The organism is Bradyrhizobium sp. 14AA (assembly GCF_054185205.1).
On the sequence record NZ_JAVAYM010000006.1, the window covers coordinates 120,247 to 143,678 of the forward strand.

The window sequence follows — 23,432 nt, forward strand, 5'->3', positions numbered from 1 at the left end:
TAGGGCTGCTAATCAATGCATCGGGACGACGCGAGCGACCTACTTGCCTTCCTGGCCGTCGCGCGGGAGCGCAACTTCACGCGCGCCGCCGCGAAGCTCGGCATGACGCAGTCCGCGCTGAGCCAGATCATCCGGAATCTGGAGGAGCGGCTCGGTGTCCGGCTGCTCAATCGAACGACGCGGAGCGTCACGCCGACCCAGGCCGGCGAGCGGCTGTTCCAGAGCATCGGCCCCAAGTTCACCGAGATGGACAGCGATCTTGCTGCACTCGGCGAGTTCCGCGAAAAGCCCGCCGGAACCGTTCGGCTGACGGCGACGGAATATGCCGCCAGCGAAATCCTGATGCCTGCGCTCGGAAAGGTCCTGCCGAAATACCCCGATATCCACGTCGAGATCATCATCGACTATGGGCTCACCAACATCGTCGCACAGCAGGTTGATGCGGGCATCCGTCCCGGCGAACTCGTCGCCAGGGACATGATCGCCGTGCGCGTCAGCCCCGATCTCCGGATGGCGGTCGTCGGGTCTCCGTCCTACTTCGCCGAACGCAAGCGACCGAAGACGCCGCAGGATCTGACCAACCACAATTGTCTCAATCTGCGCCTGCCGACGCACGGCGGCAGTCTCTATGCTTGGGAATTCGAAAAGAACGGGCGGGAGCTCAATGTGCGGGTGGAGGGCCAGCTCGTATTCAACAGCGCGGGGCTTCTCCTGGAGGGAGCGCTGAAGGGGCTCGGCCTCGCCTACCTCACCGAGGGACATGTGCAGCCTTATTTGTCCCAGGGACGTCTGGTCCGCGTGCTCTCGGATTGGTGTCCGCCGTTCTCGGGATACCATCTCTACTATGCCAGCCGGCGCCAGCCGTCTCCGGCGTTCTCGCTGCTGGTGGAGGCGCTGCGATACCGCGGCAAGTAGAACGGTCGGCCGGCGTTGAGGATTGCGTGGCAAAGAGCGCTATCGACAGGAGCAATCTCATTCGCCTAAAGCATCTGCCATGCCTTTCCGTTGTCTTGTCCTGATATCGATGGTCTCCGCTGTGTCTGCGCAACAAAGATCGATGGTTGGATGAGACGATTTCTCTCGGGAGCGTTGCCGTTCTACGCGCTGGCGGGCCTCGCCATGTGCATGTACCTCGTCATGTACAAGGCAAACCTGTTCGACCTGAACGCCGTCGTCCAAAGTGCGACCGGGTCATGGTGGTTTCCGGCCTTCATGTTCCTCTGCGTGCTGCTGGAGTCGGTGTTCCCGTATTTCGGCTATTTTCCCGGCACCGCCCTCATCCTGATGTCCGTGGCGCTCAATCCGAAGCCCGCGGATGCCCCCGTTTTCATCCTGGCGTGGCTGGCCATCATCGTTGGTGCCGTCTTGAGTTACGGACAGGCGCGCTTTTTCAGGCCGTTCTTGCAGCGGGTGGCCTCGAAAGCGGCACTGAGCCGATGTGAGTCGCTGTTCGACGCCTACGGTCCTTACGCGCGCATTGCCCTGTTCGTTCATCCCAACGCTTGCGCGATGTATTTCACGGCGCTCGGACTTCTCGGCCGGAACCTGACGCGAGAGCTCGCCTATCTCTGCGCGGGTGCAGCGGCCGCTGTGGCCATTCTGTTCGTCATCGTGACCAGGTTAGTATCGTCCGTCGGCGCCACCGACGACGGGGAGCTGCAGGTGCTGCTCGCGGCAGCGCTGGTCGCCATCGGCACCCTCGTCGGTCTCTACGCGGCCTTGCGACCGGCTCGGGCCGCCTAAACCTTGAGGTCGCGTGCGTCTGAACCGGCGCGGTCTCGCCCCTTGCTCCGTCATTGCGAGCGCAGCGAAGCAATCCCGGCTTTGTCCGCGGAGGCAGACTGGATTGCTTCGCTGCGCTCGCAATAGCAATGGGAGATCATGAAAGGTCGGACCGCTCAGCCGTGAGACATTTCCCGAATGCCAGGCTTGGGTGGATCGTCCGCGACCGGCAGCAGGAGGATGGATGGTGGGCGCACAAGGGATCGAACCTTGGACCTTTCCCGTGTGAAGGCCGAACCAGCCATTGAAGTGTAACGAGTTTTCCACCCGGGAGCGTCATTCCCCGGGTATTCCCCGGGTATCAGGCTTCTTGCCGACAACCCATCTCACAATTGGCCACCCCACGACGAACGCCGAAGCAGCGGTGCCGACGACTTGTGTCATGAGGGCGCCGAGGTCGTCCTGGCTGAAGTAGGGGTGCCTGTTGTAGAAGATGAGCACAAGGATGGTGCTGAGCGCACAGCAAAGGGCAACCAACAACCGATGAAGTTGCCCTTCCAGGTGAGCAACACGAGTCTCGAGATTTGTATTATCCACTGTCCGAAATCTCTCAAATTAACTGCGTTTGCGTTATCAGGCTCTCCTGCGCTTCTGCGCCGACTTCGGCGCCGGCAGCCGATCGGCCTGGCGCGCTTCCCAGCTCGCCTGGGTGTGATTGTAGCGGTCGGCGGAATCCGGGTCCTTCCAGCGGCCGGTCCTCGTCAGCCCGTCGCCCCGCCGACCAGAAGCGCATGGAGAAGTCGTCGGGCATGGGGCCATTGATGCCACAGAACGCAGCGAACAGCACGCGAACAAAGTCCCCGGATTTTCCCCGCGTGTTGCTGCTTGGTTCTGCCCAAAACTGCGCACAGCTGCCGAACGGTCGCGCGGCGCGGCTAGCAGAAAACCCTATGATTCAAGCTGTTTTGGTGGTGGGCGCACAAGGGATCGAACCTTGGACCTCTCCCGTGTGAACCACAATCTGTAGATCCAGCCGGGCCCCACGTGGCCATAGTTATGTCGAAATAATGCGTTTTATTACAGTGTCTTATGGCTGTTTAAGCCTCAGTGAGCCATAAGCGGCCATACTGCATTTTGTGTGCCCCTGTTGTGCCCCCTCAGATTTTTCCCTTGGGGCACAAAAATGAGGAAGGGTCCGAGCTACGGTCTCTCGGTCCCTCCTTTTTAGGGCACACAGGGAAGCTTGGAGGGCCGGTTCTGATAGGGCGCGATTTTCCCCTCGCGGGGTACACCGGGGCACAAAAGGCGGGGAAAGAGTCATGCCAGAGCCGACCAACCAGCTAACACTCACCGATGCAGTGATCCGCAACGCCACGTTGCCGCTCGGCAAGACTCAGCATTATCTCCACGACGACAAGCTGCCCGGCCTCGCCCTGCGCATGCGCGCCACCGGCGGCCGGACCTGGGTCTACCTCTTCACCAAGCCGGGGGTGAGGGGGACCCAGCGTAAGACCCTCGGCCCGTGGCCCAAGTACAATGAGAAGGCCGCGCGCAAGGCTGCCACCATCGCCGCCGGCGAGGTGGTCAAGGGCACAGACCCCAACGATGCGAAACGCGAGGCGCGACGACAACAGGCAGCCGAGAAGCAACACACCAAACTGGCGGACCTCATTGTCGAAGATGGTCCCTACCAGACGTCCTTGACCGGACGTCAGGTCGTGAACTGGAAGCCCGCCATGTCAGCATTGCGACGCGGGCTTAAGCAGCACGCCGAAAGCGGCGTGGGCGACCTGACGCGGCGGCAAATCATGGCGGCAGTCGATCGCGTCGCCAAGACCGGCAAGCGCGGCGCGGCCAGGGACCTACGCAAGCACACTCACACGTTCCTCGAATGGTGCGTCGGCGAGGGCTATGTCGATCACAATGTGCTCGCTGGCTATCGCGAGCCCAAGGAAACTCGCGCGCAGAGAGTGGGACGCCGAACGAAGGGCCGCGCGCTGAGCGATGAAGAAATCATTCAGGTCTGGCATGCATCCGGCAAGCTCGGCACTTTTGGGCTCCTGACAAGGATGTGCTTGCTCGGCGGCGCGCGCCGGAGCGAGCCGACCATCATCGAGTGGCAAAAGCACATCATGGACGACCGCATCACCTTCGATGCGGCATGGACCAAGATGGGCTTACACCACGATGTGCCGCGCACTCACCTCGTTGACGAGGTGCTCGCAGCAGCGAAACATTTCCAGCGGGCAACCTCCGACTATGTCTTCCCGTCACCGAAGACCGGCGGCCAGATGTCCGGCTTCACCAAGATGGTCAACCGCATGGTCAAGGAAGCGAGCGTCGCCAAATTCACCATGCATGACTTAAGGCGCAGCTTGCGCACCATCATGTCACGCTGTGGCTACGACAACGAAATCCAGCGGCTGTGCGTTGGGCAAAAGCCCAGCGGAATCGATCAGGTCTACAATCACGACGAACAGTGGATCATCCGCAAGATGGCGTTCGAAGCGGCTCACGACTACATTGCAGAGTTGGTTGGCGCGAAACGGGTCGGCAAGATTGTGCGCCTGCAGCGGACGAATCCGCTTGACCCGATCAAGGCCGAGCTCCTCGGCCGTCTCCGTGAGCATTATGCGGCTGAGGCGTCCTAGTGCTCTTATCGCACTTGGCTAGATAGTCCCGCACCGCATCGACACGATAGAAGGGCCACCATCGACGTAGCGCCATTTCAGCGGGTGGTTCGGATGTCTCCGCCACTGCTCAGCGCGCCGGGCGTGCGCCGGATAACCGCTGCTACTTCCAATGCTGTTAGATTAGAGCTGGCCGGTAGCGTGTCGATATCAAAGGTTGCCGGAGGCGGCATGCCGTGGTTTTTACGACGGCGTTTCACATCACGCGACATTTTCCCAATACCAGGCAATCTAAATACCTCGATCGGAGTGGTTTCGTCCTTGCCGCCCTGCCTTCGCCGGAACTATGATCGGTCCGAGGCAATGAGATCGTACCCTTCTTCGGCTAGGATGGAATGTCGGGCGCAGGCATGGCTGCTGGGTGGCTGTGGCGTACAAACAGGACGAATCGCAGTCTCGAGTGCAGGTCGGTCGGCCCAAAACTTCGCGACAGAACACCACGGCAGGATGCCGCATAACGATCGATTGTGCATCGGCTTGGGATCCGATCGCGATCTTTGCTGCGTCGGCCACTACTGTCTTAGCATTAAACTACGAATCTTACGGTCGGACGTTCGAATCGTTCCGGGCGCGCCACTTGCGAACAAAAACTGGGCATTAAAGCCTTCTTCCGGCCAATGATCCGGATTTCGGCATCATCGACTTCGACCTGGTCGATGACGGAGCGGATACGGGCGGACGAGAGATGATCCATGAAGGAAGGAAAGCGCCCTTGAAATTGGTATAGATGGAAGCTTAGGCAACTTGCCTCATGGCTAGGCCGCCGATTGCCGCGCGGATTTCGGAAGGCTTGGGCATTTCGCTGCCCATTCAGGGCCGATGAGGCCCGTAACCGAAAGAACGAGCTGGGGCGGCACGCGCATTCTTGCGACCGTGAGCGCTTTCACCAAGGCATCGGCCTGTCCGTCCGTTCCCAGGCCGTCGGCAATCAGATCGTGGATCAGAAGCTCTGCGGTGCACAGCACCGGAAGTTTGGGAAAGGAGCTTCGGCAGATCGCTCTTGCCTTCCGCTCGTCAATGAGAGCGACTCCTGATATTTCATAGGCACAAGCTATCGTGGCGGCCTCTCCGTCGTCGAGCGTAGCGGCGGTCGAACCTTCGATAAGGGATTCGTAAATCCGGAGCCCGGCAGAATGCACCGATAGCTTTCGGATAAATCCAGCATCAGCGAGTTCTAGAAGGCGGTCATAGTCGCGGTGCCCCTTTGTCGATCCGTTCGCTAACTCGGAAGATGCGTTCTCCGTCACAAAGAAGGGCCTTCCAAGTGCTTTGATGATGTCAGCAGCGCGGCCCGTCGCATTCAGATTAATGACAACACTTGCGTCGGCGACGAGTGCTATGTGCGGACTAAGGGGAAAGCTTGACGAGTTCATTCGCTTCGCCTTCTTCAGTTTCCACACCGTCAAGAAGTACTCTCACCTCGTGACGATCCAGATGGAGTAGGCGCGCGAGCTGCCCCTCACTGTATATTTCCTTCTTCGATGCCTCTCGCGCGAGCAGGGTTAGCCTGGGCGGCACAGCCCCCTGCGCGCGAGCGGAATAGGTCTTCCGGTCCGGTAAGTCGCCTAGTACCTGACGGACCTGATCGTCGGTAATCCCGCCATTGGTCGTGAACCAGTCCCAGGTGCCCTCACGCGCGAGTTTCAGCTCCTCCAGCCGCCGGACGATAGCTTCTCGTGAGACATGCAACGCGTGAGCGAGAAGGATGATGTGACGCCGCGTCAAATGAGACTGACCTGCCGTAATCTCCGCGAAACGTTGTCGGACGGTCCGGGCGGGCATCGTAAAGGAACGCTGGAAACAATTAGCGTATCGCTCCTCCCGCGACGTGAACCGCTCGTCTTCGGTAAGCACTTCCGGCTGACGCCTCGTCGAGATTAGATGCGCGGCCTCATGCGCTCCGGTTTGGTTCAGGCGTTCCGGGGGATGGTTGGAGTTGAGTAGAATGCAGGCGCCCGCCGAGTCGTCAAAGGCAAACAAGCCAGAAACCTTACCATCCAAAGGTCGCACGTAGACGCGAACGCCCAGTTGCAAGTCGAGGATGGAAACAATGTCGATGATGGAACCGGGGCCAAGTCCCAGCCAGTCTCGTAACTCCTGAGCATCCTGCTCCGCCTGTGCGCGCACGTCTCCGGGCAATATGGGGCGCTCAGGCGGATAGTTTCGGGTTCGGGTCACACCGAGCGCGTTTTCCAGCTCCAGTTCCGCGCGGACCAGGTCGTTCAATAGCCGGGTCGCCCGTTCGACCGTACTGTCTTCATTTTCTGCAAGTTTGCGGAAGCGAGGTATCATATCGAGATGAACGGCTTCGCGGCGCAACAGCGCATTGGCCGAAGTGCCGTAGATGTTCGCAAGCTTTTGAAGTTCATCGATCTGGACGCGCCGCTTGCCTTGCTCAATTGCTACAAGGGTGGTTCGCACCACGCCGATCTGCGCAGCCGCGCCTGCCTGAGTAAGCTTTGCGCTTTCACGCGCGACCCGCAGCCGCTCGCCGATTTCCACATCCGTTAGCCGTTCACCGCTCATTTACTTGCCCGCGTCCACTTCCTGACAAAGGAGCGCGCTCCCAGATCATTCACAAAGCCGTTCCACTCTGCAGCATGCCGTTCGAGCATACCTACAAGCTTTTCTTCAGCATCCTTGGCTGAGAGCCCAAGCGCCATTCCTGTCAGCACTGAGTGACGACGCACGGCTGGACGAGCGTCGTCCTCGGCCATATCTGCCATGTGATCAAGATGAAGCGTTCCTGCGATGGCGTACTGCTCGAAGGCCGCGCTCTTTCGTTGAAACTCCGGATGGATTGCTTCGGCGAAGGTAGGCGCCCGCAAGTCTTCGCAGATATATCTTCCCGGATCCTCGCACAGGCCCGCCGCGTAGACGCTCATGCGCCTTAACATGCAGGCCGCGCATACGCCACATTGAAGTTTCGTCCCGTTGAGCGTGCTCCAACGGCTATCCCTCCAGCACGATTTCGTGTCTTTCCAAGAATCACCCTCGGGCAGAGCTGCAAATGCGCGCAGCGTCTCTCCCTTAGTATTCCAGAGGCGAGGAAACTTGAATTCCACTGCATGGCCCGTGAGCGCTTTCAAGAATCGGCTCATCAGTCGCGTGAACCTGGGATGGTTGCGGTAGTCCGGATAGCCATGACTTACGGTCAGCAGCGCCGGGCCAATTGCACCTTGCCCGCTCTCGGGAACAAGAATGTCGCTTGCGTTCGTCAGATAAGCCGCAAGGCCGCTGATCAGCGCAAACTTGAAGCCGCGGCTTCTTGCCGTCGTTTCTCCGTTCGTCAGAACCGATTTAAATTTGTACGGTACTTTCGTGAAAGGCTGCAATCTTCCGTCGACAACGGGCTTGCCCGAAGCCTTAGCACCAACGCGCACGCGAACGAGTTCTTCACCAAGCGTCTTTCCGAGAAGCCCGGCCACAGCTCGCGAGTCCATGCCGTCGCTGTATGCGATAACGGCTTTCGTCGGTCGCGGGATCTGCAGGCATTCCTGCACGGGAGAGGATTCGATTTCAGCCCTTTTGACGAACTCAATCTCCCACAGATCGCCGGTCAGGAATCCCAACACTTCATGCAACGAGCCCGAAACGGAGGGATCGCTCCAGCGCATCGGGTCGTGAACGGGAATTCGTACTTCGATTTTCCGGGTCCAGCCTCGCGACGGGCGCTTGATGGCGCGATCAGAAAACTCGACCGCGGCGGCGACGACCATTGCGTCGTAAATCATCGGCTCCCATCGTGCGAACGCGTAGGATCGCAAGGCGTCGGTGCTGAATTCAAGATCACGATTGAGCTTAAGTCCGATACGGCCTTTCCGAGGGCGGCGATCCGCCTCGACCACATCAACCGCTCTCTCACTGATCTTCGGCTTGTATGACGTAATGGTCATAGTGGCGGTCCTTCATCTATCCCCGACTGGCGAGGCCGCGTGACTGACCGCTGGGAGGGCAGTTTGCTAAACGATAAGAGCTCTCGGGCGAGGCTGCCGCAGTCGAGCTGCTGTCGGGCCCCGTCCAAGCGGACCCGAACGAATCCGGCGCTGCGGGAAGAAGCCTCGCGTTGATAGTGCTCTTCAATGCCGCGAATGTGGTCGCGCGCCGCGCCTTCCAGCGCATTCGCCAAGGCAGCTTCGGTTGCGGTATCGCCGCTCATTCCGACGGCGACACTTTCAATTGCGCAGTCGATAAGTTGATGCGTCGCTGCAGCGCCATAGTGGCCTTGCCTTAGCAGCTCCAGTCTCTCGATCGTCATGTCTGGAAAGAGGGTGCCGCCACCCAGGATGTCTCGGACCTCGGCGATTGGTGCGCTCAGAATGTCCTTCTTGAGCGCATAAGGCATGCCTTCCGCAACCTGATCCGACGAGAACGCCGCTTTCGCAGCTCGCTCGGCAAGGTCCTTCCAATGTCTCCTCATGGGGAGACTTCTGTGCGGTCCATCGCTCATCATTGGCTCCGATGTCAGCATCATACGACAAAAATAATGACAATGTCAAATCCCTTTTCTGGTGAATACTTTTCGTGATCTTACAATTGAGAGATCGTTTTTCACGTGTTAAGATCAATTTTCGAAATCTAGCGGCTCCCGTGAAGAAAAATCGGGGTGGAAATTGTTTTTCAGAGGAAAAGCAGTGAGCGTTGAATTTTCAGGATCGGTGAGCGTTTTTCACGATAGGCGATTGCCTGAGCCCGCTGTCCCAGCGGGTTATGCGGCGCTTATTGGCGCTTACAAGCTCTCCGTCCCAGTACCCCGCATCCTTTCAGCCATCGGCACCAAGCACCGCATCTTTGAACAGGATGGTTGGCGCATCTACACGCCGCGCCATGCGCCTGAGGCCTCGCTTGAAGGCCACCTAACTTTTGCTCTCAAGAATGAAGGCCTCGACCTTGCCATCCTGAAGCGGCTTTTCCTCGCGGTTAGAGAAGGAGATATCGCGGAGCTTGTTCGGCAGAAGCCGACCGGAATTTACACACGCCGTATCTGGTTTCTGTACGAGTGGTTGCTTGGTCGCGAGCTGAAGCTGACGCTTACAGACAAGGTTTCATATGTCGACGCCATCGACACCGACCTCCAATTCGGAGGGGGCGGCACGAATTCTGCCCGGCATCGCGTTCGCAACAATCTTCCCGGCACTCCGGAATTTTGCCCGCTCGTCTTCAAGACGCCTGTGCTGAACCAATTCATCGCGCAGGACTGGAAGGAACGCGCGCGCGCAGTCGTAAGCGAGGTTCCGAAGGATTTGCTCGCGCGCACGGCTGCTTTCCTGCTGCTGAAAGATTCAAAGTCCAGCTACGTAATCGAAGGAGAAAGACCGCCCCAGGACCGCATTCAGAGATGGGGACGCGCCATCGGCGAGGCGGGACGTGCGCCGCTCGACGAGCAGGAATTCCTGCGCCTGCAGGGGATCGTTATCGGAGATGAGCGTTTCGTGAAGCTTGGCTTCCGTCAGGAAGGCGGCTTTGTCGGTGAGCACGACCGCGACACGCAGCGGCCTATCCCGGACCATATCAGCGCGCGGCATGAAGACATCGCCTCTCTTATGGCAGGATTGATTGCGTTCGATCACACTGCAGAAAACGAGATCGATCCCGTTATCGCAGCGGCAGTGCTCGCATTCGGTTTTGTCTATATCCATCCGTTTGAGGACGGCAACGGACGTATTCACCGCTATCTGATGCACCACGTTCTCGGGAGGCGCGGGTTCAATCCGGCTGGTGTTCATTTTCCTGTGTCGTCGGCAATTCTTGACCGGATCATGGAGTACAAGGGCGTGCTGGAAAGCTATTCCAGCAGGCTACTTCCCTGCGTTCAATGGGAAGCGACCCCAAAGAACAATGTGAAGGTTTTGAACGCCACAGGGGATTTTTACCGTTTCTTCGACGCGACCCCTCATGCAGAATTCCTGTACGAATGCGTGCGGCAGACAATCGAGCAGGACCTCCCGAACGAGACGAGCTTCCTTCGCAACTTCGATCTTTTCCGGTCCGGGGTCGAAAGCATCATCGACATGCCGGAGCGAACGCTGAACAATCTGTTTGGCTTTCTGCGGCAGAATCAAGGGAGGCTTTCAAAAAGAGCACGCGAGAACGAATTCGCCGAGCTAACCCAAGATGAAGTTGCCAAGGTTGAGCAATTGTACGCAGACTCCTTTGGCCAAAGCGGAGCCGCAAGTGACTGACGGAGTATCTTATTCAAAGATCGGAACATCCCCTCCCTCCGGCGGAGACTCGTCCCTTGAAGAATTCGATTCTTGATTGGACAAGTGATGAAACGCATCAAGATCGACAGCGTAGAGCCAGGAGATATTCTTCTTACAGCACGCCCAGGGAAGGTCAGTAAAGCCATCCGCTTCACGACCGGGGCCGTCGTATCTCACGCGATGATATGCGTCCAGCACGGTTCATTTATCGATTCGACTTCAACCGGAGTGCAGGCGCGTAATCTGCAGCGCGAACTATTTGAGGACGATGAAAAGGCGTTTCACTTCCGTCTGAAGGATGCGCCTGATCGCAAGGTGCTAGAGCAGATTGTTGACTATGCACGATCCGAAATCGGTGCACGCTATTCCAAAAGCGAAGCCGCACGATCAGTCGCTGCAGTTCGCAGGCCAAGATCAAAACGACAATTCTGCTCCCGTCTGGCAGCGCGAGTATACAAGATGGCCGGCATAGAGCTCGTGCCGGATGCGGATTACTGCTCACCGGAAGATCTGCGCATCAGCCCGCTCTTAAAAGAGCTTCCGGTCGAGTTTGAGCCTGTATCCGCCGACGAACTTGCATGGACATCCGGTCGCCCGAACCCGATCCAGGCCATGCATGACGCACAGAACGCTGTGCTGGATGCCGCGCGCTCTGTTGACCCTGAAGTAGAGAATTTCAATCATATGTATGATTTGCTCGAAAGACGCCCTGAATCTGATCAAGTGATCGCGGCTGCACTCAAGGACACTGGCTACCTCGATCTTTGGAAGATGGAAGTCGAGGAGCATCCATGGCGCTACACCCATGGGCTGATAGACCAACTTTCCACTTCGCCCGGCGCCCTGTGTGACTATTGCATAGGCACCGTACAAGAGGCCTACACTGGCGGGATTCGCTTTGCGATCAATCTCGTGCAGCTTCAGGCGATCCAGCGGCAGCATCCACGGGAGTCTTTCCGCCTTCAGATTGCACTGTTCGAAACGCTAGTGCGCAACGACCAGAGCCGTAGGGAAGTGGCTTACGGTTGGCTGCGAAAGCATTACCCCAGTTTACTTGAACAACACATGGAGCAGATCGAGCCTCATACTGAATATTGGTGGTCGTTGATCGATCGCGTCGAACCGAAGCTTGCAGCTTTATCCCGTCATGCCGTCTCCGCAGAGGGGCGTACCGATATCTGCTCCTCATGCGGAGATCATCCTGCCAATGCATACCGTGTGGTCAACGGCGCGGAGACCATGCCCGGAGTGCCATCCTTGCGTCTCTGCGATGAGTGCCTCGAAATTCGGCGTGGTATCATGGGCAACCTATTGATGCCTTTTTTTTCGAGGCTTCGAAAGACGTGATGGAAGGCGGAACTTTAACGGCGCGCCTTCTTGGTGGGCGGAGGTCTTTTTCTTGACCCAAGCGGCACATGGGAGGGGCAACGTCTTGGATCCGGCACAGCTTGTCCGGATCGAGGCTGTGCATCGCGGTTTCCTTTTCCAGCATCTATATACCGTACAATGTCTGCTATCGGCGGTCGCGTTGTCGATGGAGAGCGTTGAGGTCGAGAGCGACGAAGATGTCGAAGTGCAGTTCGATGGGCGGCGTATCTACGTCCAGGTGAAACACCGGAAAGAACCGCTCGCCTGGAACGATATCGAGGAAGCTTTGGCGCGCTTCGGAGAATTGCGCGCCGCTCACAAGCGTGGTGAGCGCTACGGAGAACCTGATTTTCTCATTGTTAGCAACGCAGCTCCCAACGGCCCTCTTGCCGCTCGGCTCAAAACGGCCGACTGGCCGGGCGATGTGCAGGTTGATTGGCCATTGGCCGATCCAGAAAAACGAATCCTTCCGGCTCCCCAATCGTCGCTTGTCGAAGCGGCGGAAGCGGCCAGCAGGATGGCCGGAGAGTTACCGTTCGCGACCCTCGCGCCGGAAACTCTAGTTTGGAAGCTGGCTGGCCTCGTATCTCTTGCGGCAACGGGAGAGGACGAGAACCTGGATCACACCTTCCGGGCTGGAGAGCTTCCCAGACTTTTTGAGCAGCTCGTAATACAGTTGCAGGACCTGCCACTGCCTCCGTCTCCCTATCGGGTGCAGGAGCAGGAGCCCAACCTGTTGACGGGAGAAAGGGTCAGGCTGATTGTTGGCTATTCGGGTGCCGGAAAAACATCGTGGCTGGCACAGTCTGCTCAACATGCGCCGGGCACTTTGATCTATCTCGATGTCGCCGATACACCCGGCGCCGCCCTTGCCAACGCCGTTGCCCGGGAAGTAGCTGGTCGGCTGTTTCAGACGGGGGGCGGCCTTGGGCAGATACTTCTGCCTGGCGCGTCCGGGCGAGAAATACTCCAGCTTTTATCCCGCCGTCTGGCGGAGCGCGGAGAGGTTGTCACAGTTGCACTCGACAACGTTCACCAATTGCCTGCTGACGACTTGATGGGGGTGGTTCAATCTGGGAGAGAGATCCGTTTTGTGCTTTTGGGGCGCCCCGAAGGCGAAGTCTCCGGTCTTGAGGCGATTCTCGGCGTCACTCGAGAGGCTCTGCTTGGATGGGCATCAGATACAGTAGCGGCGGCGGCCCATGATCAGGAGTGCCAGAGCGATGCCGCCACTTGCCAGCGGTTGATCGATCTAACCGGCGGCCTTCCGCTTTTCATTCTGAATGCAATCTCCGTTGCAAAAGCCGACTATGATGGTTCGCTAAAGCAGCTCTGTGCTGACCTTGCGCAATCGGCACACGCCCGGGAAGTCGCCCAGGATTTCATCCTCGGTCGGGTTTTTGACCGGTTGCCGAAGGCTGTGGCTGACGTTGCCGAACTGCTGAGCCTTTGCGATGCACCACTGAGGCGCACAGAAATACAGGCCTATATTTCGATGGCCGGCGGGTCCGATCAGGCTAACGCCGACCGGGCTCTTCGCCAATTGATGAGTCAGGGTCTGCTCCAGGTGTTTGCCGACGACCGGATCAAGCTACACAATGCGGCACGCGCAGTAGGCAAGGGACGATTACTTCTCCGGGGCGCTGCGAGTATAAAAGCGTCACGGGAAGCTCTTCGAGCTGTCGTACAGAAGAGCCTTTTAGAGAGCTGGCACCCGGCAAAGCTATCGCTGTTCCTCCGGCTGAGCGGAGAGGTCGGTCGCCTCGATGTTTTGGTCGAAATGGCTACAGACGAGCTCTTCCATGAAATGGGTGTCTGGCCCGAGGTTGAAGCTTTCCTCGAACACGGCGCGCTGGATGAGACTGTTCCCCCTGATCAGCGAATAAAGGCACTCGACGGACTGGCATTTGCCGACCTTAAATCTGGTTCTGATCGCGCCGCTTTATGGCTCGATCAAATGGACGCTCTGATCACAGCCCACAATCTTGGCGCTGAGGAACGGCTGCGCGTCGGCATGAAGCGAATGAACTTTCTTGCCGGTGGAGGCGACCAACGCGGCGCTATGCGTCTGGTGGCGGACCTTACGCCGATCATCAACAAACTCCCTCCCGGTCATCAGCGTGTGTTTTGGTACAATGTTGCATGCGCAGAGCTCGCATTGGGAGACGCGGAAGCTGCAGAAAAGCGTGTTCAGCCTCTAATCCGGGATTATTATGAGCTGATCGGACTGACTCCAGATAGGGTGATGGGAAATAATGCTCCCGAATTGAAGCGGATGCTTAAGAATGGGGCTAACATCGACGACATCAAGCATCTCGCGGATTCGCTCGACGTTCTCGCCAAGGCGCTTGACGCTCAGGGCCAATTTTCTCCGCTCGCAAGGATTCACGCTCTGAAATTCTACGATCTGGCACACGCCCCAGACTCCTTATTTCGGGTCGGGCAGGACCTTGTGGATCAGTTCGTACGCAATCGCGACTTCGATGGCGCACTAAACATGATGGAAACCATCGTTTTGCCCCAGCTTCGCCAGTGGAAGCTCGCTGATTATCTAATCGCTGTCCGCTCACAGTATGCCGTCGTTCTTGCTTATTGCGAACGGTTTTCCGACGCTGAGGCCGAGATGGAGCGTCTGGGGCGCTACAAGAGCGGTCTTTCCCCTCTAGCGCACAGAGAGCTCGAGAAGCAGCGGGAGCTAATCTCAACGATTCGGGAGTTTGGACCGCCACCAAAATGGGTGCCGCCTCCAGGTTTGCTTGAAGGACTTGCGCGCCGCTTTGCCAAACCGGAGCGGGAGCGGATTCGAGAGACCCCAGCGCGGGCAGCAAAGCGCCAGGTCGGACGAAATGAGCGTTGTTTCTGTGGGTCAGGTAAGAAATTCAAACATTGCCACGGTCGCGGGGACTGACGCTCGCCCTGACGTCCGGCAGGTTGACGCGGCCACGCCTGGACAGACTGACTTGGGTCAGAAGCCCATACGCATCGGACGTTTGGTAGCTCGGCCGTCCTGCTGCTGCTTAGTCGTCCGTTAAGAAGGCGAATTGAGCGGGGTGGGAGAGCCGAACGTGCGCCAGAGCAACCCGTGTGAATCGGCGCCATGGAATGACCCCGCCTAGGTCAATGCTGTCAGGGGCTTATCGTGCCGGTCGGCGTCGGGACCCCATGCCGATTCACACTCAGGCGCAGCTTGCGCACCATCATGTCGCGCTGTGGCTACGACAACGAGATTCAGCGGCTGTGTGTTGGGCAAAAGCCAAGCGGAATCGATCAGGTATACAATCACGACGAACAGTGGATCATCCGCAAGATGGCGTTCGAAGCGGCTCACGACTACATTGCGGAGTTGGTTGGCGCCAAACGGGGCGGCAAAATCGTGCGCCTGCAGCGGACGAACCCGCTTGACCCGATCAAGGCCGAGCTGCTCGGCCGTCTCCGTGAGCATTATGCGGCCGAGGAGTCCTAGTCGTCTTATCGCGCTTGGACAGATAGTCGCGCACCGCGTCGACACGATAGAGCGGGCGGCCATCGACGTAACGCCATTTCAGCGGGTGGTCCGGATGTCTCCGCCACTGCTCCAGCGCGCCGGGCGTGCGCCGGAGAACGGCCGCTGCCTCCAACGCCGTCAAATTAGAGCTCCCGGGAAGAGTATCGATATCGAACCGCGCGGGCGGCGGCATGCCACGGTTCTTGCGACCGCGCTTCGTGGGCCGGGGCGTTTCCGTGCGATCTGGCGACCCTAACGCCTCGACCCGAGTTCTCTCGTCCTTGCCGTCCATGTCTCCCACCGAACCTCGACCGGCCTGGGTAATAGGATCGCAAATCTTGCCAGCAAAAAAGAAATCTAGAGCGCCAGTGCGGCTGCTGGATGCCGTAGCGTACGAATCGGACGGACGATGCGAAGTGTCGCTCACCCTACCCGGGCAGATGAAGGGCGGGGGGGAATCAAGCGTTGCACATTAGGCAGCCGAGAGCACGCCATGGCGCATTTTGCCCCCGCGGTGTCGTTGGCAGGTCGCCCAGTCTGCCCCTACATCGGTCAGATTACTTCAAGTTCGAATTGGCCACCAGGAATTGCTAAAACAATTCAATAGTTGGGCAAATCCCCGCAATACTGCCGTCGAGAGAGTTCACGGCTGCACTAACACATAGAGTCAGCCGATGGAGAGTTGCGCCTCAACGCGGCTGTGCTAGTACGCCACTCTCGAATCGAGGGGGACTCGGCCTACCTGCGGTTCATCCTGAGCGTCCCGATCTTCAAGGGTTCGGCTGCGAGGGCGAAGGTCAGGTTACGCTGCGATGTCTTTTCATGTCCGCGCAACACCTTGATAATCGACGCGTGATCCGTGGTGAAGAGCAGTTTCTCGTCCAAGCAAGCCTCCACGTCGCCCTTCGGCCGCTTTTCCGAGACGAGACCGAAGGCCAGGATCGGGCGGATTGTCGGATGAACATTGATGCCCGGCGTGGTCGCCTGCGTTTCCCCAAGCAGAGGGTCCGTTTCCCAATACTTGTCACCGTCGAAGAAAATCATCGGCGTCACTTCCTCGAGGGTCTTGGCGTAGTAGTTGCGCTCCACATCCTGATAAATCTCCCGCATCGTTCCGCCCCCGCCGCGGCCATAAATGATGCCCGCCCGCGAATTGTTGACGAGGGCTTCCTCGCGCAAGCTGTTTTGGAAATATTTCGCGTAGTGCGTTGCGAACGGCATCGTAGGCTCCGCGCCATAGAGCCACGTCGGGATCGCCAAACTAACGGGTAGGATAGCAGGTGCTTTAGCGCGAACCTCAAGAGCCGTCTTCAACCATTTGCGTGCTTCGTCGATCGCCCCGAGCTTATCTTTTTTGATCGTCCAATCATCATTAAAGAGATCGTCGAGGAAGGGGGCTTTTGGCGCGGCGCTTATGAGCCCAATTGCTTCGTCGAGCGGCCCAACGCTGTCGAACGAGGAAAACGCCACCCCCAGATGCGCGGCCTCCATCACGCCCGGCCCGCCGCCCGTGACAAGCAGAAAATGCTGCCGGGCGAGATCGCGCGCGAGGTGGGCAATGGCTGCGTAAGCCTTGTGATTGCGCGGAAGGCTGTGGCCGCCCATGACTCCCACGAGCGGACGTTGAACCGTCTTCAGAAAGACCCGCAGCGCATCGGCGATCGCGGCGTCATGCGCGGCCTCCGCCGCGCGGATGGCCAGCGACGCCGGCAACGGTCCCCCGTCGCTGGCGAACTCACGGTAGATCGCGAAGTCTCGTGACAGCGTGAAGCCCATCGGGTCCCACGGGTTAAAGCCTCCCAACAAATCTTCGGCGGTGTAGAGCTGGTCGGGCACGGTGGCAGGCATCGCAATGCTCCGGAGGAAAATGACAAGAATATAAAGGCGGAAAGCGTCTGGACGGGCGTTATACACCTCCTGCACGTATTGCGCGAGCGGTCTATTCGTGCATGATATCCCGCCGAGCGGGGGAACGAGCGGGGGAAGCGGTCATGGTCACTCCAGTGACAATCAAAACCTATGCGAGTCCAGGCTGCGTACTTTTGACGTTCAATTGGGAGGACGGCGTCGACCATCCGGATTTTCTGGGCTTCGCCATCGAGCGTACCCCGGGTTACGGGCGCGACAGAAAACCGCAGTTCTTGTTCAACAAGCTCGATTTTGTGCCGCTTGCTGATGACGCCCGCCCGAAGGGAAGCGACCGCGCGCCGATCCAGAAATTTAACTGGTGGGATGGTGGCATCAATACCGACGACCAGGGAAAGACCTTCGAATACACCGTCATTCCGGTCCTGGGCACAGGCCCAAACGACTTGAAATTACAAAAGGGGGCTGCCGGCAAGCGAAAGGTCGCTGTGCCAAAGCCGCTCCAGGGACAGATCGCCACCTATTTCAACCGGGCTGTTGTGAGCGCGCAGAGTTTTGCCAAGCAAAAGGTCAAGCCGCTCGAGAAGCAAATGGATTGGCTGGCCAACGGCCTTCAAAATGCGATCCCGGACATCCTTGAGGAGAGCGACGCGTTCGAATGCGCCATCTACCATCTGACCGACAACCGATGGGTCATCCCCGCTTTTACCAGCTTCGAGGGGCGCGGCTCGATCGTCTATTTCGACAAGGCGGACGATTCTAAATCCCGCAGCGCGGCCCATCTGATCGCGGACGAGCGCCACAACATCTCGATCCACAAGCGCGACGCCATCTCAAAGCTGATGCACGACAAGTTCATTGTTTCTTACAAGAAGAAGCATGAGCAGGCCGTGCTGATGGGCTCGACAAATTTCACGCCCGAAGCCCAGACGGTGCAGGCTAACCTTCTCCACATCATCCATTCGCGCGAACTCGCCGCGCTCTATGCTGAGCGCGCCAACCTCCTCGCCAAAAACATCGGCAAGAAGGATATGGAGGCGCCAGCCTGGAGTGATGTAACAGACGTTGAAGATACCAAGATCCGCGTTTTCTTTCTGCCGGAACCCGGCACGCAGCGTAAATTTTTGGACACGGTCACGGAGGCTGTAAGCAAAGCCAAATCGTCGGTGTTGTTCTGTATGTTCACAGCGTCCGACAAAGCCCTCATGGAAGCCATCTTTGCCAAGGGCGATTCACCAAAGCATCTGATCTATGGCTTGTTGAACAGTATTGATGATCCCGACAAGCCGACCAAAAAGGGCGAAAAGCGAAAGCTTCCGGAGATCGCAAGCACGATCTTCCACCGCTCGCAGACGAACCCGGACACGCTTCCCTATTCGGCCTTTGGCGCCAATGCTCCGCGTGGCTTCCTGCCTGAACTGAGGACGATCGACACAACGGGGTACGACGCGTCGGTTACCAAGAGCAAGGCCAAGGCCGCAAAAAAGAAGTCGAGCGTTCCGCCGATCCATGTGCACCACAAGTTCATCGTGATCGACGGCGACACCGCGGCGCCGACCATCTACACCGGCTCTCCCAATTTCAGCAAAGCCTCAGAGAATTCCAACGACGAGAATGTCTTGGAGATAAAGGGCAATGTTGAGCTTGCTCACGCCTATGTCGCGGAATTCATGCGCCTCTACAACCACTATCGGGCTCGCGCCATTTGGAACAAGACCCATGAGAAAAAGGGAGCGAAACCGAAGCCGGGCTCTGAGGCCGACCCGCTTGTGCTCAAGCAAACGCGCGATGAGTGGGTAAAGGGTGCTTATAAGAAAGGAACGAAAGCATCGCTCGCCAGGGAGCGTGGTCTATAGGCCGAACGCCCGAAAGGGCGGCACGGTCGGCTTGCTTTCTGACTTTGCGCATTTTGATTGACGTTAAACGTATGCTGTTCGCAACCGATTAAAACCAAGCGATTGCAACCATGGCCCAGACTGCACGATCACCGGCCCTTCTCCGCCTTTCCAAACGCGATATGGTGATCACCGTCGCGCGGCTGGCTTGTCCATCCGTCAACGTCAGGAGCGTCTCATGAGAATTCACCGAATGATCGTGCTGGCCGCTCTCATCCTGCTTGATGCAGCGCAGGGTGTGCAGGCGCGCGACGTCAAGATCGCAACGTGGAATCTCGGCTGGCATCTGAGTCAGGCTGAAGCAAAGGATTGGATCCGTGATTGCAGCCAGCCTTTCGCACTCAATCCCGCCAGCGGGTTGTTCGAACCATCAACAACCGGGGCAACAAAGCCAGGCTGGGAACTCAAATGGGGGCGTAACGCAAAAATCAAATGGGACATCGCCGCAAAACCCCCGTGCGACGTCTATCAAGCGAACTTCAAGATCGTCCCGGTGACGGAAGCGGCCTATCTGAAGCGCTCTCAGCAGCTCCAAGACTTCATCGCCAGGAACCTCGATCCGGACATCATGGCGTTCCAGGAGGTGAGCGGCGCCACCGCCGTGCGCGAAGTTCTGCCGAACAACGGTGCTGATTACGAGATCTGCTCGTTTGACAATTTCAAGGTCCAGCGGCTTGCCATCGCCTGGAAGAAAAACCTCGGTACGGGCTCGGACTGCGCTGTCGTCGCGACCTTGTCCCTGCCGGATCTCGCTGCGACGGATCAGGTGCGCCCCGGGTTATCGCTGACGCTTCACATCGACGGTAGACCACTGCGGGTCATGACCGTGCATCTAAAGTCGTCTTGTGTTAGCCCGCTCGAAGATCGAGGTAAGCTTGATGGCGGCGGCGCTGCTTGCCCGATCCTCCAGCGACAGGTTCGTCCGCTCGAGGATTGGCTAGAGACAAGCTCCTCAGGCATGCCGGTCATCCTGATGGGGGATTTCAACCGCAATCTCTCGCACGAGAAAACCTCTATCGCGAAATCGGCCATCCGTTCCGACGGAAGCGACCCAGCGACATCCCTTCCAACCGGCGTTCTAGTTCGGAGCTTATACGGCGAGGTCAATGATGATGCCCCGGCTTCCAGCGCCCTTGCGCACCTGGAACCTGAATGCCCTGTCAATGCTGTCGCCAAGCAACTCTGCGAGCGCTCTAAACGGGAGCTGTTCGATCAGGATGCGCTGAAGCCGCTAACACGCGGAGATAGCCTTGGCTGCCGCAACCCGATCGGATTAGACCAAATGCTCGTGAGCTCGAGCCTTTCGGTGCCAAATCCAGCCACCAAGGTCGCCATTGGCCGCTTCGGAGGGACGCGGCCGGCCGGGCAAGGCCATCCCGATCCGTTGCTGGCTATCTCGGATCATTGTCCGTCGACGGCAACCCTGAGCTTCTAGCGTGGCAGTGACCGGATAACTTTCGACGCCCGTCTTCGACATCTCACCATCATGAAGGTACGACATGTCTTCATTCGTAATCTACGCCCTAGATGCAGCGTCGGACAGCATTCAAAAACCTCCGTGTGATCGTGTCCAGCGAGCAGGATGCGCGAAACACGGCAACGGGATTGGACGCCCTCGTGTTCAAAGATGGAGTGCCATGGAAGTATTTCGATAGTCATGGCGCATCGTTCAATATCAGCGAGGAATAAGGCGCCATACGCTGCCGCCTCAGCCCTCACAACGCTCTGGGAGACCACTCATGCCTTTAGGCGAGAACCAGACCACCGATGAAGCTCTTGATGGACAGAAGCCGGGCGACAAGGGAAGCGGCGTTTTTGCCGTTCCGGACCCTACAAGCCCCGAGCAGGGTGCATTCAAGAAAGTAATCGTGTCCGATATCACCTATCCGGATTGCGTCCAGCGCGGCCAGAACTGCATGGTCTACAAATGGCTGCCCAAGAAGCTGAGCCAAGGGACAACCGAATGTCCGACCAAGGGCGTTCTTTGCAACAAATCATGCGCGCATGATCTCTGCCTTTGCATCAATGGCACCTGTCAGTGATGCTATGTGGAGGCTCTTTCTCTTCTTTCTGATCACGTTTGTGATCTTTGCCGGTGTCGTCGGCGGCCTCCTGTACACCGCCGATCAATGGATTCCGATCGTAACGGCGCGGCTCGGCAAGACGGAGGAGGCCAACAAGCTCCTGGTCGTTCTGCCGGCTGCCATCGCGACGTTGCTCGCCGCACTTACGAGCGGCGTCAGCGCCCTGATGCAGATGGGTGCCCAGCGGGCGATGAACCGGGAGCTTGCGGCTCAAAAAGCCGCGATCGACGAGGATCTCGACCGGAAACGCAATACGCTTCTTGAACAACTCGACAACAAGAAGACGGATAACATGAAGGTTTTGGAGGATCACAAGACCTCGCTTGCCAAGGAGCTTGATGAGCATCGCGATGAGATCAGTCGTAAGCGGGCCGAGGTTGGCGAAGAGATAGAGTACCTAAAGGAAGCCCGGGACATTGCGACCTACTATCGTTTCTTTGTTGGACAGCTGCGCGTTGGAGCGTTTTCAAACAGGGAGACGAAGCCTTACCAAGCAAAGCTGGTCATCGCGCGTGACAGGCTGCCCCGGGAGAGCGATCTTTACCTGGAATGGTGCGCGTTTATGCAATGGGGCCGTCTTCTGGAAGAAAATGCCGGGAAACGAAAGTCCGCTGGACAAGTGGAAGTCTGGGAGGAGCCTCTCCCGGAGCATGGCGACCGCGAGCTTGGCGTTATTTTTGCCGACAGCGGTGAGCGCGTCCTGGCATTGATCGAAGAAGCAATTACCCAACTGCGCACGACGCGTTGAGAGAAGGGACTGCGGACACTTTCACGGTGGTCGCCAAACAACGCTATTGATCTTTGTAACGGACCACAAGCGCGTCTAAGGCGATTCAGCCTTTCTGCGTGGAGCCTTCCGCACCGTGGCGCTTGAGTTCTTGCGCTTCGTATTGTGCCTTGAGCGCCGGGTCGCTCGTCTCGCCCGCGACCGCATCCGCGTTGCTGCCATCAAGGCCCGGCGCGGCTTTAATGGCATCCCCGACGTCCTTCATCTCTGAGCCGTTGCGGATGAATGGCTTCAGATAAGCATCGAGCTTGCCCTTGCCAGGTTCTTCGAGCTCCTGCGTCAGGGCGGCGAGGTATTGATCTTTATCGGTGGCGGCCCAATCGATACCGAAGCCCGCGCGGCGTGCAAGCTCCGCATGGAGCAGCATGATCGTGCGGCCGTTGCCGTCGAGGAAGGGATGACCATAAGCAAGGTAGCCCATGACTTCGCCCGGCTTCTCCGCCATGAACGCCTTGTCCTGTCCCTTCTCAAGCGCGTAGTCGATGGCTTTGCGAATATCGTTGGGATGGGCGAAGATAACGAAGCCCTTCTTCACAAAGATATGGGACGCGTTTGCGTGGCGATCCTCTCCGGCCCACGGGAACACCGCCTCGAAGAGCGTTTTGTGCGTTTGCAGAACGTCGGCGTAGCTTAGGGATTTCTGCGCCTTGAGATGAGCCAACGCGGCATCGATACCGGTCAGGAAGGAGTTATGCAGGAGGCGCTGAACGATTTCCGGATCTTTGGCCTTGGCGACGTTGCGCAAATAGCCGCGCGTCGCAAAATCCCCGAACGGATCGAACGTCACGGGCGGTTTTCGCGCAGATAGCGCGCCTGCAGGCGCACGGCCTGGACGCGGCTTAGGATGCCCGCCCGCTGCAAGGCCACGATGGTATTTTCGACATCGTCAAACGTGACATCATCGCCGGAGAGCCGGGTGACATGTTGAGCAAACATATCGTTTGATGACACAACGACTCCCACATTATTGGCGCTCGCCAGCCCCCGGATCACACGGGCCGTAAAATGCGGGCGGTTGGAACGTGGGACAGACATCGGCTCACTCCTCAACGTCAATATAATATGCCAAGGCCTGAAAATCCATTAACTTGCGCCCTTACAAGCAAAATAAGCCTTTGAAAAGACTTGGAATCAGGCCTCCTTGAGGAATCTTGCAGCCGGCTTGGCTTAGTCTTTCCGGCCAGAATATCCGGGGAGGTTACGCACGACTGGTTCCCCGATCTGGTGCGCCGCACGAAGGAGATTCCCGCCGACGCCAAGTTCGATCCGCGCAATGCTAGCCGCCAAGTGGCAGCAATCTGGCTCGTGAACCGGGGCTTTGGGACGAGAAGCG

General features: G+C 58.2%; 17 protein-coding genes and 1 pseudogene. 11 read left to right on the forward strand and 7 right to left on the reverse strand.

Annotated elements, in window-relative coordinates; all coding sequences use genetic code 11:
• Positions 1–15: 15 nt before the first annotated feature.
• The 3 genes from RAD15_RS13760 to RAD15_RS13770 all read left to right on the forward strand — a co-directional run bounded on the left by RAD15_RS13760 (position 16) and on the right by RAD15_RS13770 (position 4,373).
• Positions 16–915 (forward strand): LysR family transcriptional regulator, encoded by a 900-nt coding sequence (locus tag RAD15_RS13760; RefSeq protein ID WP_458178216.1) that lies wholly within the window; start codon positions 16–18, stop codon positions 913–915.
• 150 nt (positions 916–1,065) lie between these two features.
• Entirely contained in the window at positions 1,066–1,743 is a 678-nt protein-coding gene (locus tag RAD15_RS13765) for a hypothetical protein (protein ID WP_458178218.1), read from the forward strand.
• 1,298 nt (positions 1,744–3,041) lie between these two features.
• A complete protein-coding gene (locus RAD15_RS13770) occupies positions 3,042–4,373 on the forward strand; it encodes a tyrosine-type recombinase/integrase (RefSeq protein WP_458178220.1) in 1,332 nt (443 codons plus the stop codon).
• A gap of 794 nt (positions 4,374–5,167) precedes the next feature.
• On the opposite strand, the gene RAD15_RS13775 is transcribed toward RAD15_RS13770, so the two are convergent.
• The 4 genes from RAD15_RS13775 to RAD15_RS13790 are packed head-to-tail and all read right to left on the reverse strand — an operon-like array spanning position 5,168 to position 8,832.
• Entirely contained in the window at positions 5,168–5,818 is a 651-nt protein-coding gene (locus RAD15_RS13775; RefSeq protein WP_458178222.1) for a hypothetical protein, read from the reverse strand.
• Positions 5,760–6,938 carry an ImmA/IrrE family metallo-endopeptidase gene (locus tag RAD15_RS13780; RefSeq protein ID WP_458178224.1) on the reverse strand — a complete coding sequence of 393 codons (1,179 nt, stop codon included), beginning with the start codon at positions 6,936–6,938 and terminating at the stop codon, positions 5,760–5,762. The genes RAD15_RS13775 and RAD15_RS13780 overlap by 59 nt, the downstream gene beginning before the upstream one ends.
• Complete coding sequence (locus tag RAD15_RS13785; RefSeq protein WP_458178226.1) at positions 6,935–8,308, reverse strand: 7-cyano-7-deazaguanine synthase; 1,374 nt, start codon at positions 8,306–8,308, stop codon at positions 6,935–6,937. Before RAD15_RS13785 ends, RAD15_RS13780 begins: the two co-directional genes overlap by 4 nt.
• Positions 8,305–8,832, reverse strand: a complete 528-nt coding sequence (locus RAD15_RS13790) for a hypothetical protein (RefSeq protein ID WP_458178228.1) — start codon at positions 8,830–8,832, stop codon at positions 8,305–8,307. Before RAD15_RS13790 ends, RAD15_RS13785 begins: the two co-directional genes overlap by 4 nt.
• A 214-nt stretch (positions 8,833–9,046) precedes the next feature.
• Here RAD15_RS13790 and RAD15_RS13795 point away from each other — a divergent pair, with 214 nt between their 5' ends.
• From RAD15_RS13795 to RAD15_RS13810, 4 genes and pseudogenes are all read left to right on the forward strand, one after another.
• A complete protein-coding gene (locus tag RAD15_RS13795) occupies positions 9,047–10,594 on the forward strand; it encodes a Fic family protein (RefSeq protein WP_458178230.1) in 1,548 nt (515 codons plus the stop codon).
• A gap of 87 nt (positions 10,595–10,681) precedes the next feature.
• On the forward strand, positions 10,682–11,962 hold the full coding sequence (locus tag RAD15_RS13800; protein WP_458178232.1) for a YiiX/YebB-like N1pC/P60 family cysteine hydrolase: 1,281 nt from the start codon (positions 10,682–10,684) through the stop codon (positions 11,960–11,962).
• 85 nt (positions 11,963–12,047) lie between these two features.
• Positions 12,048–14,891, forward strand: a complete 2,844-nt coding sequence (locus RAD15_RS13805) for an SEC-C metal-binding domain-containing protein (protein WP_458178234.1) — start codon at positions 12,048–12,050, stop codon at positions 14,889–14,891.
• A 264-nt stretch (positions 14,892–15,155) separates the two neighbouring features.
• Positions 15,156–15,446, forward strand: a pseudogene (locus RAD15_RS13810) (tyrosine-type recombinase/integrase); the annotation flags it as partial.
• 759 nt (positions 15,447–16,205) lie between these two features.
• Here the strand turns inward: RAD15_RS13810 and RAD15_RS13815 are convergent.
• The gene (locus RAD15_RS13815; protein WP_458178236.1) at positions 16,206–17,315 is read right to left on the reverse strand and encodes an SLOG cluster 4 domain-containing protein; all 1,110 of its coding nucleotides are present in this window, start codon (positions 17,313–17,315) and stop codon (positions 16,206–16,208) included.
• A gap of 143 nt (positions 17,316–17,458) precedes the next feature.
• Between RAD15_RS13815 and RAD15_RS13820 the strand changes: the two genes are divergently transcribed.
• The 4 genes from RAD15_RS13820 (at position 17,459) to RAD15_RS13835 (ending at position 22,060) form a co-directional block, all read left to right on the forward strand.
• Positions 17,459–19,189 (forward strand): phospholipase D-like domain-containing protein, encoded by a 1,731-nt coding sequence (locus tag RAD15_RS13820; protein ID WP_458178238.1) that lies wholly within the window; start codon positions 17,459–17,461, stop codon positions 19,187–19,189.
• Positions 19,190–19,421: 232 nt separating this feature from the next.
• The gene (locus RAD15_RS13825; RefSeq protein WP_458178240.1) at positions 19,422–20,663 is read left to right on the forward strand and encodes an endonuclease/exonuclease/phosphatase family protein; all 1,242 of its coding nucleotides are present in this window, start codon (positions 19,422–19,424) and stop codon (positions 20,661–20,663) included.
• A 304-nt stretch (positions 20,664–20,967) separates the two neighbouring features.
• Complete coding sequence (locus tag RAD15_RS13830; RefSeq protein ID WP_458178242.1) at positions 20,968–21,270, forward strand: hypothetical protein; 303 nt, start codon at positions 20,968–20,970, stop codon at positions 21,268–21,270.
• A complete protein-coding gene (locus RAD15_RS13835; RefSeq protein ID WP_458178244.1) occupies positions 21,233–22,060 on the forward strand; it encodes a hypothetical protein in 828 nt (275 codons plus the stop codon). The genes RAD15_RS13830 and RAD15_RS13835 overlap by 38 nt, the downstream gene beginning before the upstream one ends.
• 85 nt (positions 22,061–22,145) lie before the next feature.
• Here RAD15_RS13835 and RAD15_RS13840 read toward each other — a convergent pair whose 3' ends face one another.
• Complete coding sequence (locus RAD15_RS13840) at positions 22,146–22,886, reverse strand: Fic/DOC family protein (protein ID WP_458178246.1); 741 nt, start codon at positions 22,884–22,886, stop codon at positions 22,146–22,148.
• Positions 22,883–23,134: a hypothetical protein gene (locus RAD15_RS13845; RefSeq protein ID WP_458178248.1), complete on the reverse strand. Its 252-nt coding sequence runs from the start codon at positions 23,132–23,134 to the stop codon at positions 22,883–22,885. Before RAD15_RS13845 ends, RAD15_RS13840 begins: the two co-directional genes overlap by 4 nt.
• Positions 23,135–23,432 lie beyond the last annotated feature (298 nt).

What these genes read in the sequence shown, in the direction of transcription:
- RAD15_RS13760 (WP_458178216.1), top strand. Translation starts at nt 16, where the DNA reads ATGCATCGGGACGACGCGAGCGACCTACTTGCCTTCCTGGCCGTCGCG.
- RAD15_RS13765 (WP_458178218.1), top strand. Translation starts at nt 1,066, where the DNA reads ATGAGACGATTTCTCTCGGGAGCGTTGCCGTTCTACGCGCTGGCGGGC.
- RAD15_RS13770 (WP_458178220.1), top strand. Translation starts at nt 3,042, where the DNA reads ATGCCAGAGCCGACCAACCAGCTAACACTCACCGATGCAGTGATCCGC.
- RAD15_RS13780 (WP_458178224.1), bottom strand. Translation starts at nt 6,938, where the DNA reads ATGAGCGGTGAACGGCTAACGGATGTGGAAATCGGCGAGCGGCTGCGG.
- RAD15_RS13785 (WP_458178226.1), bottom strand. Translation starts at nt 8,308, where the DNA reads ATGACCATTACGTCATACAAGCCGAAGATCAGTGAGAGAGCGGTTGAT.
- RAD15_RS13790 (WP_458178228.1), bottom strand. Translation starts at nt 8,832, where the DNA reads ATGAGGAGACATTGGAAGGACCTTGCCGAGCGAGCTGCGAAAGCGGCG.
- RAD15_RS13800 (WP_458178232.1), top strand. Translation starts at nt 10,682, where the DNA reads ATGAAACGCATCAAGATCGACAGCGTAGAGCCAGGAGATATTCTTCTT.
- RAD15_RS13815 (WP_458178236.1), bottom strand. Translation starts at nt 17,315, where the DNA reads ATGCCTGCCACCGTGCCCGACCAGCTCTACACCGCCGAAGATTTGTTG.
- RAD15_RS13820 (WP_458178238.1), top strand. Translation starts at nt 17,459, where the DNA reads ATGGTCACTCCAGTGACAATCAAAACCTATGCGAGTCCAGGCTGCGTA.
- RAD15_RS13825 (WP_458178240.1), top strand. Translation starts at nt 19,422, where the DNA reads ATGATCGTGCTGGCCGCTCTCATCCTGCTTGATGCAGCGCAGGGTGTG.
- RAD15_RS13830 (WP_458178242.1), top strand. Translation starts at nt 20,968, where the DNA reads ATGCCTTTAGGCGAGAACCAGACCACCGATGAAGCTCTTGATGGACAG.
- RAD15_RS13835 (WP_458178244.1), top strand. Translation starts at nt 21,233, where the DNA reads ATGATCTCTGCCTTTGCATCAATGGCACCTGTCAGTGATGCTATGTGG.
- RAD15_RS13845 (WP_458178248.1), bottom strand. Translation starts at nt 23,134, where the DNA reads ATGTCTGTCCCACGTTCCAACCGCCCGCATTTTACGGCCCGTGTGATC.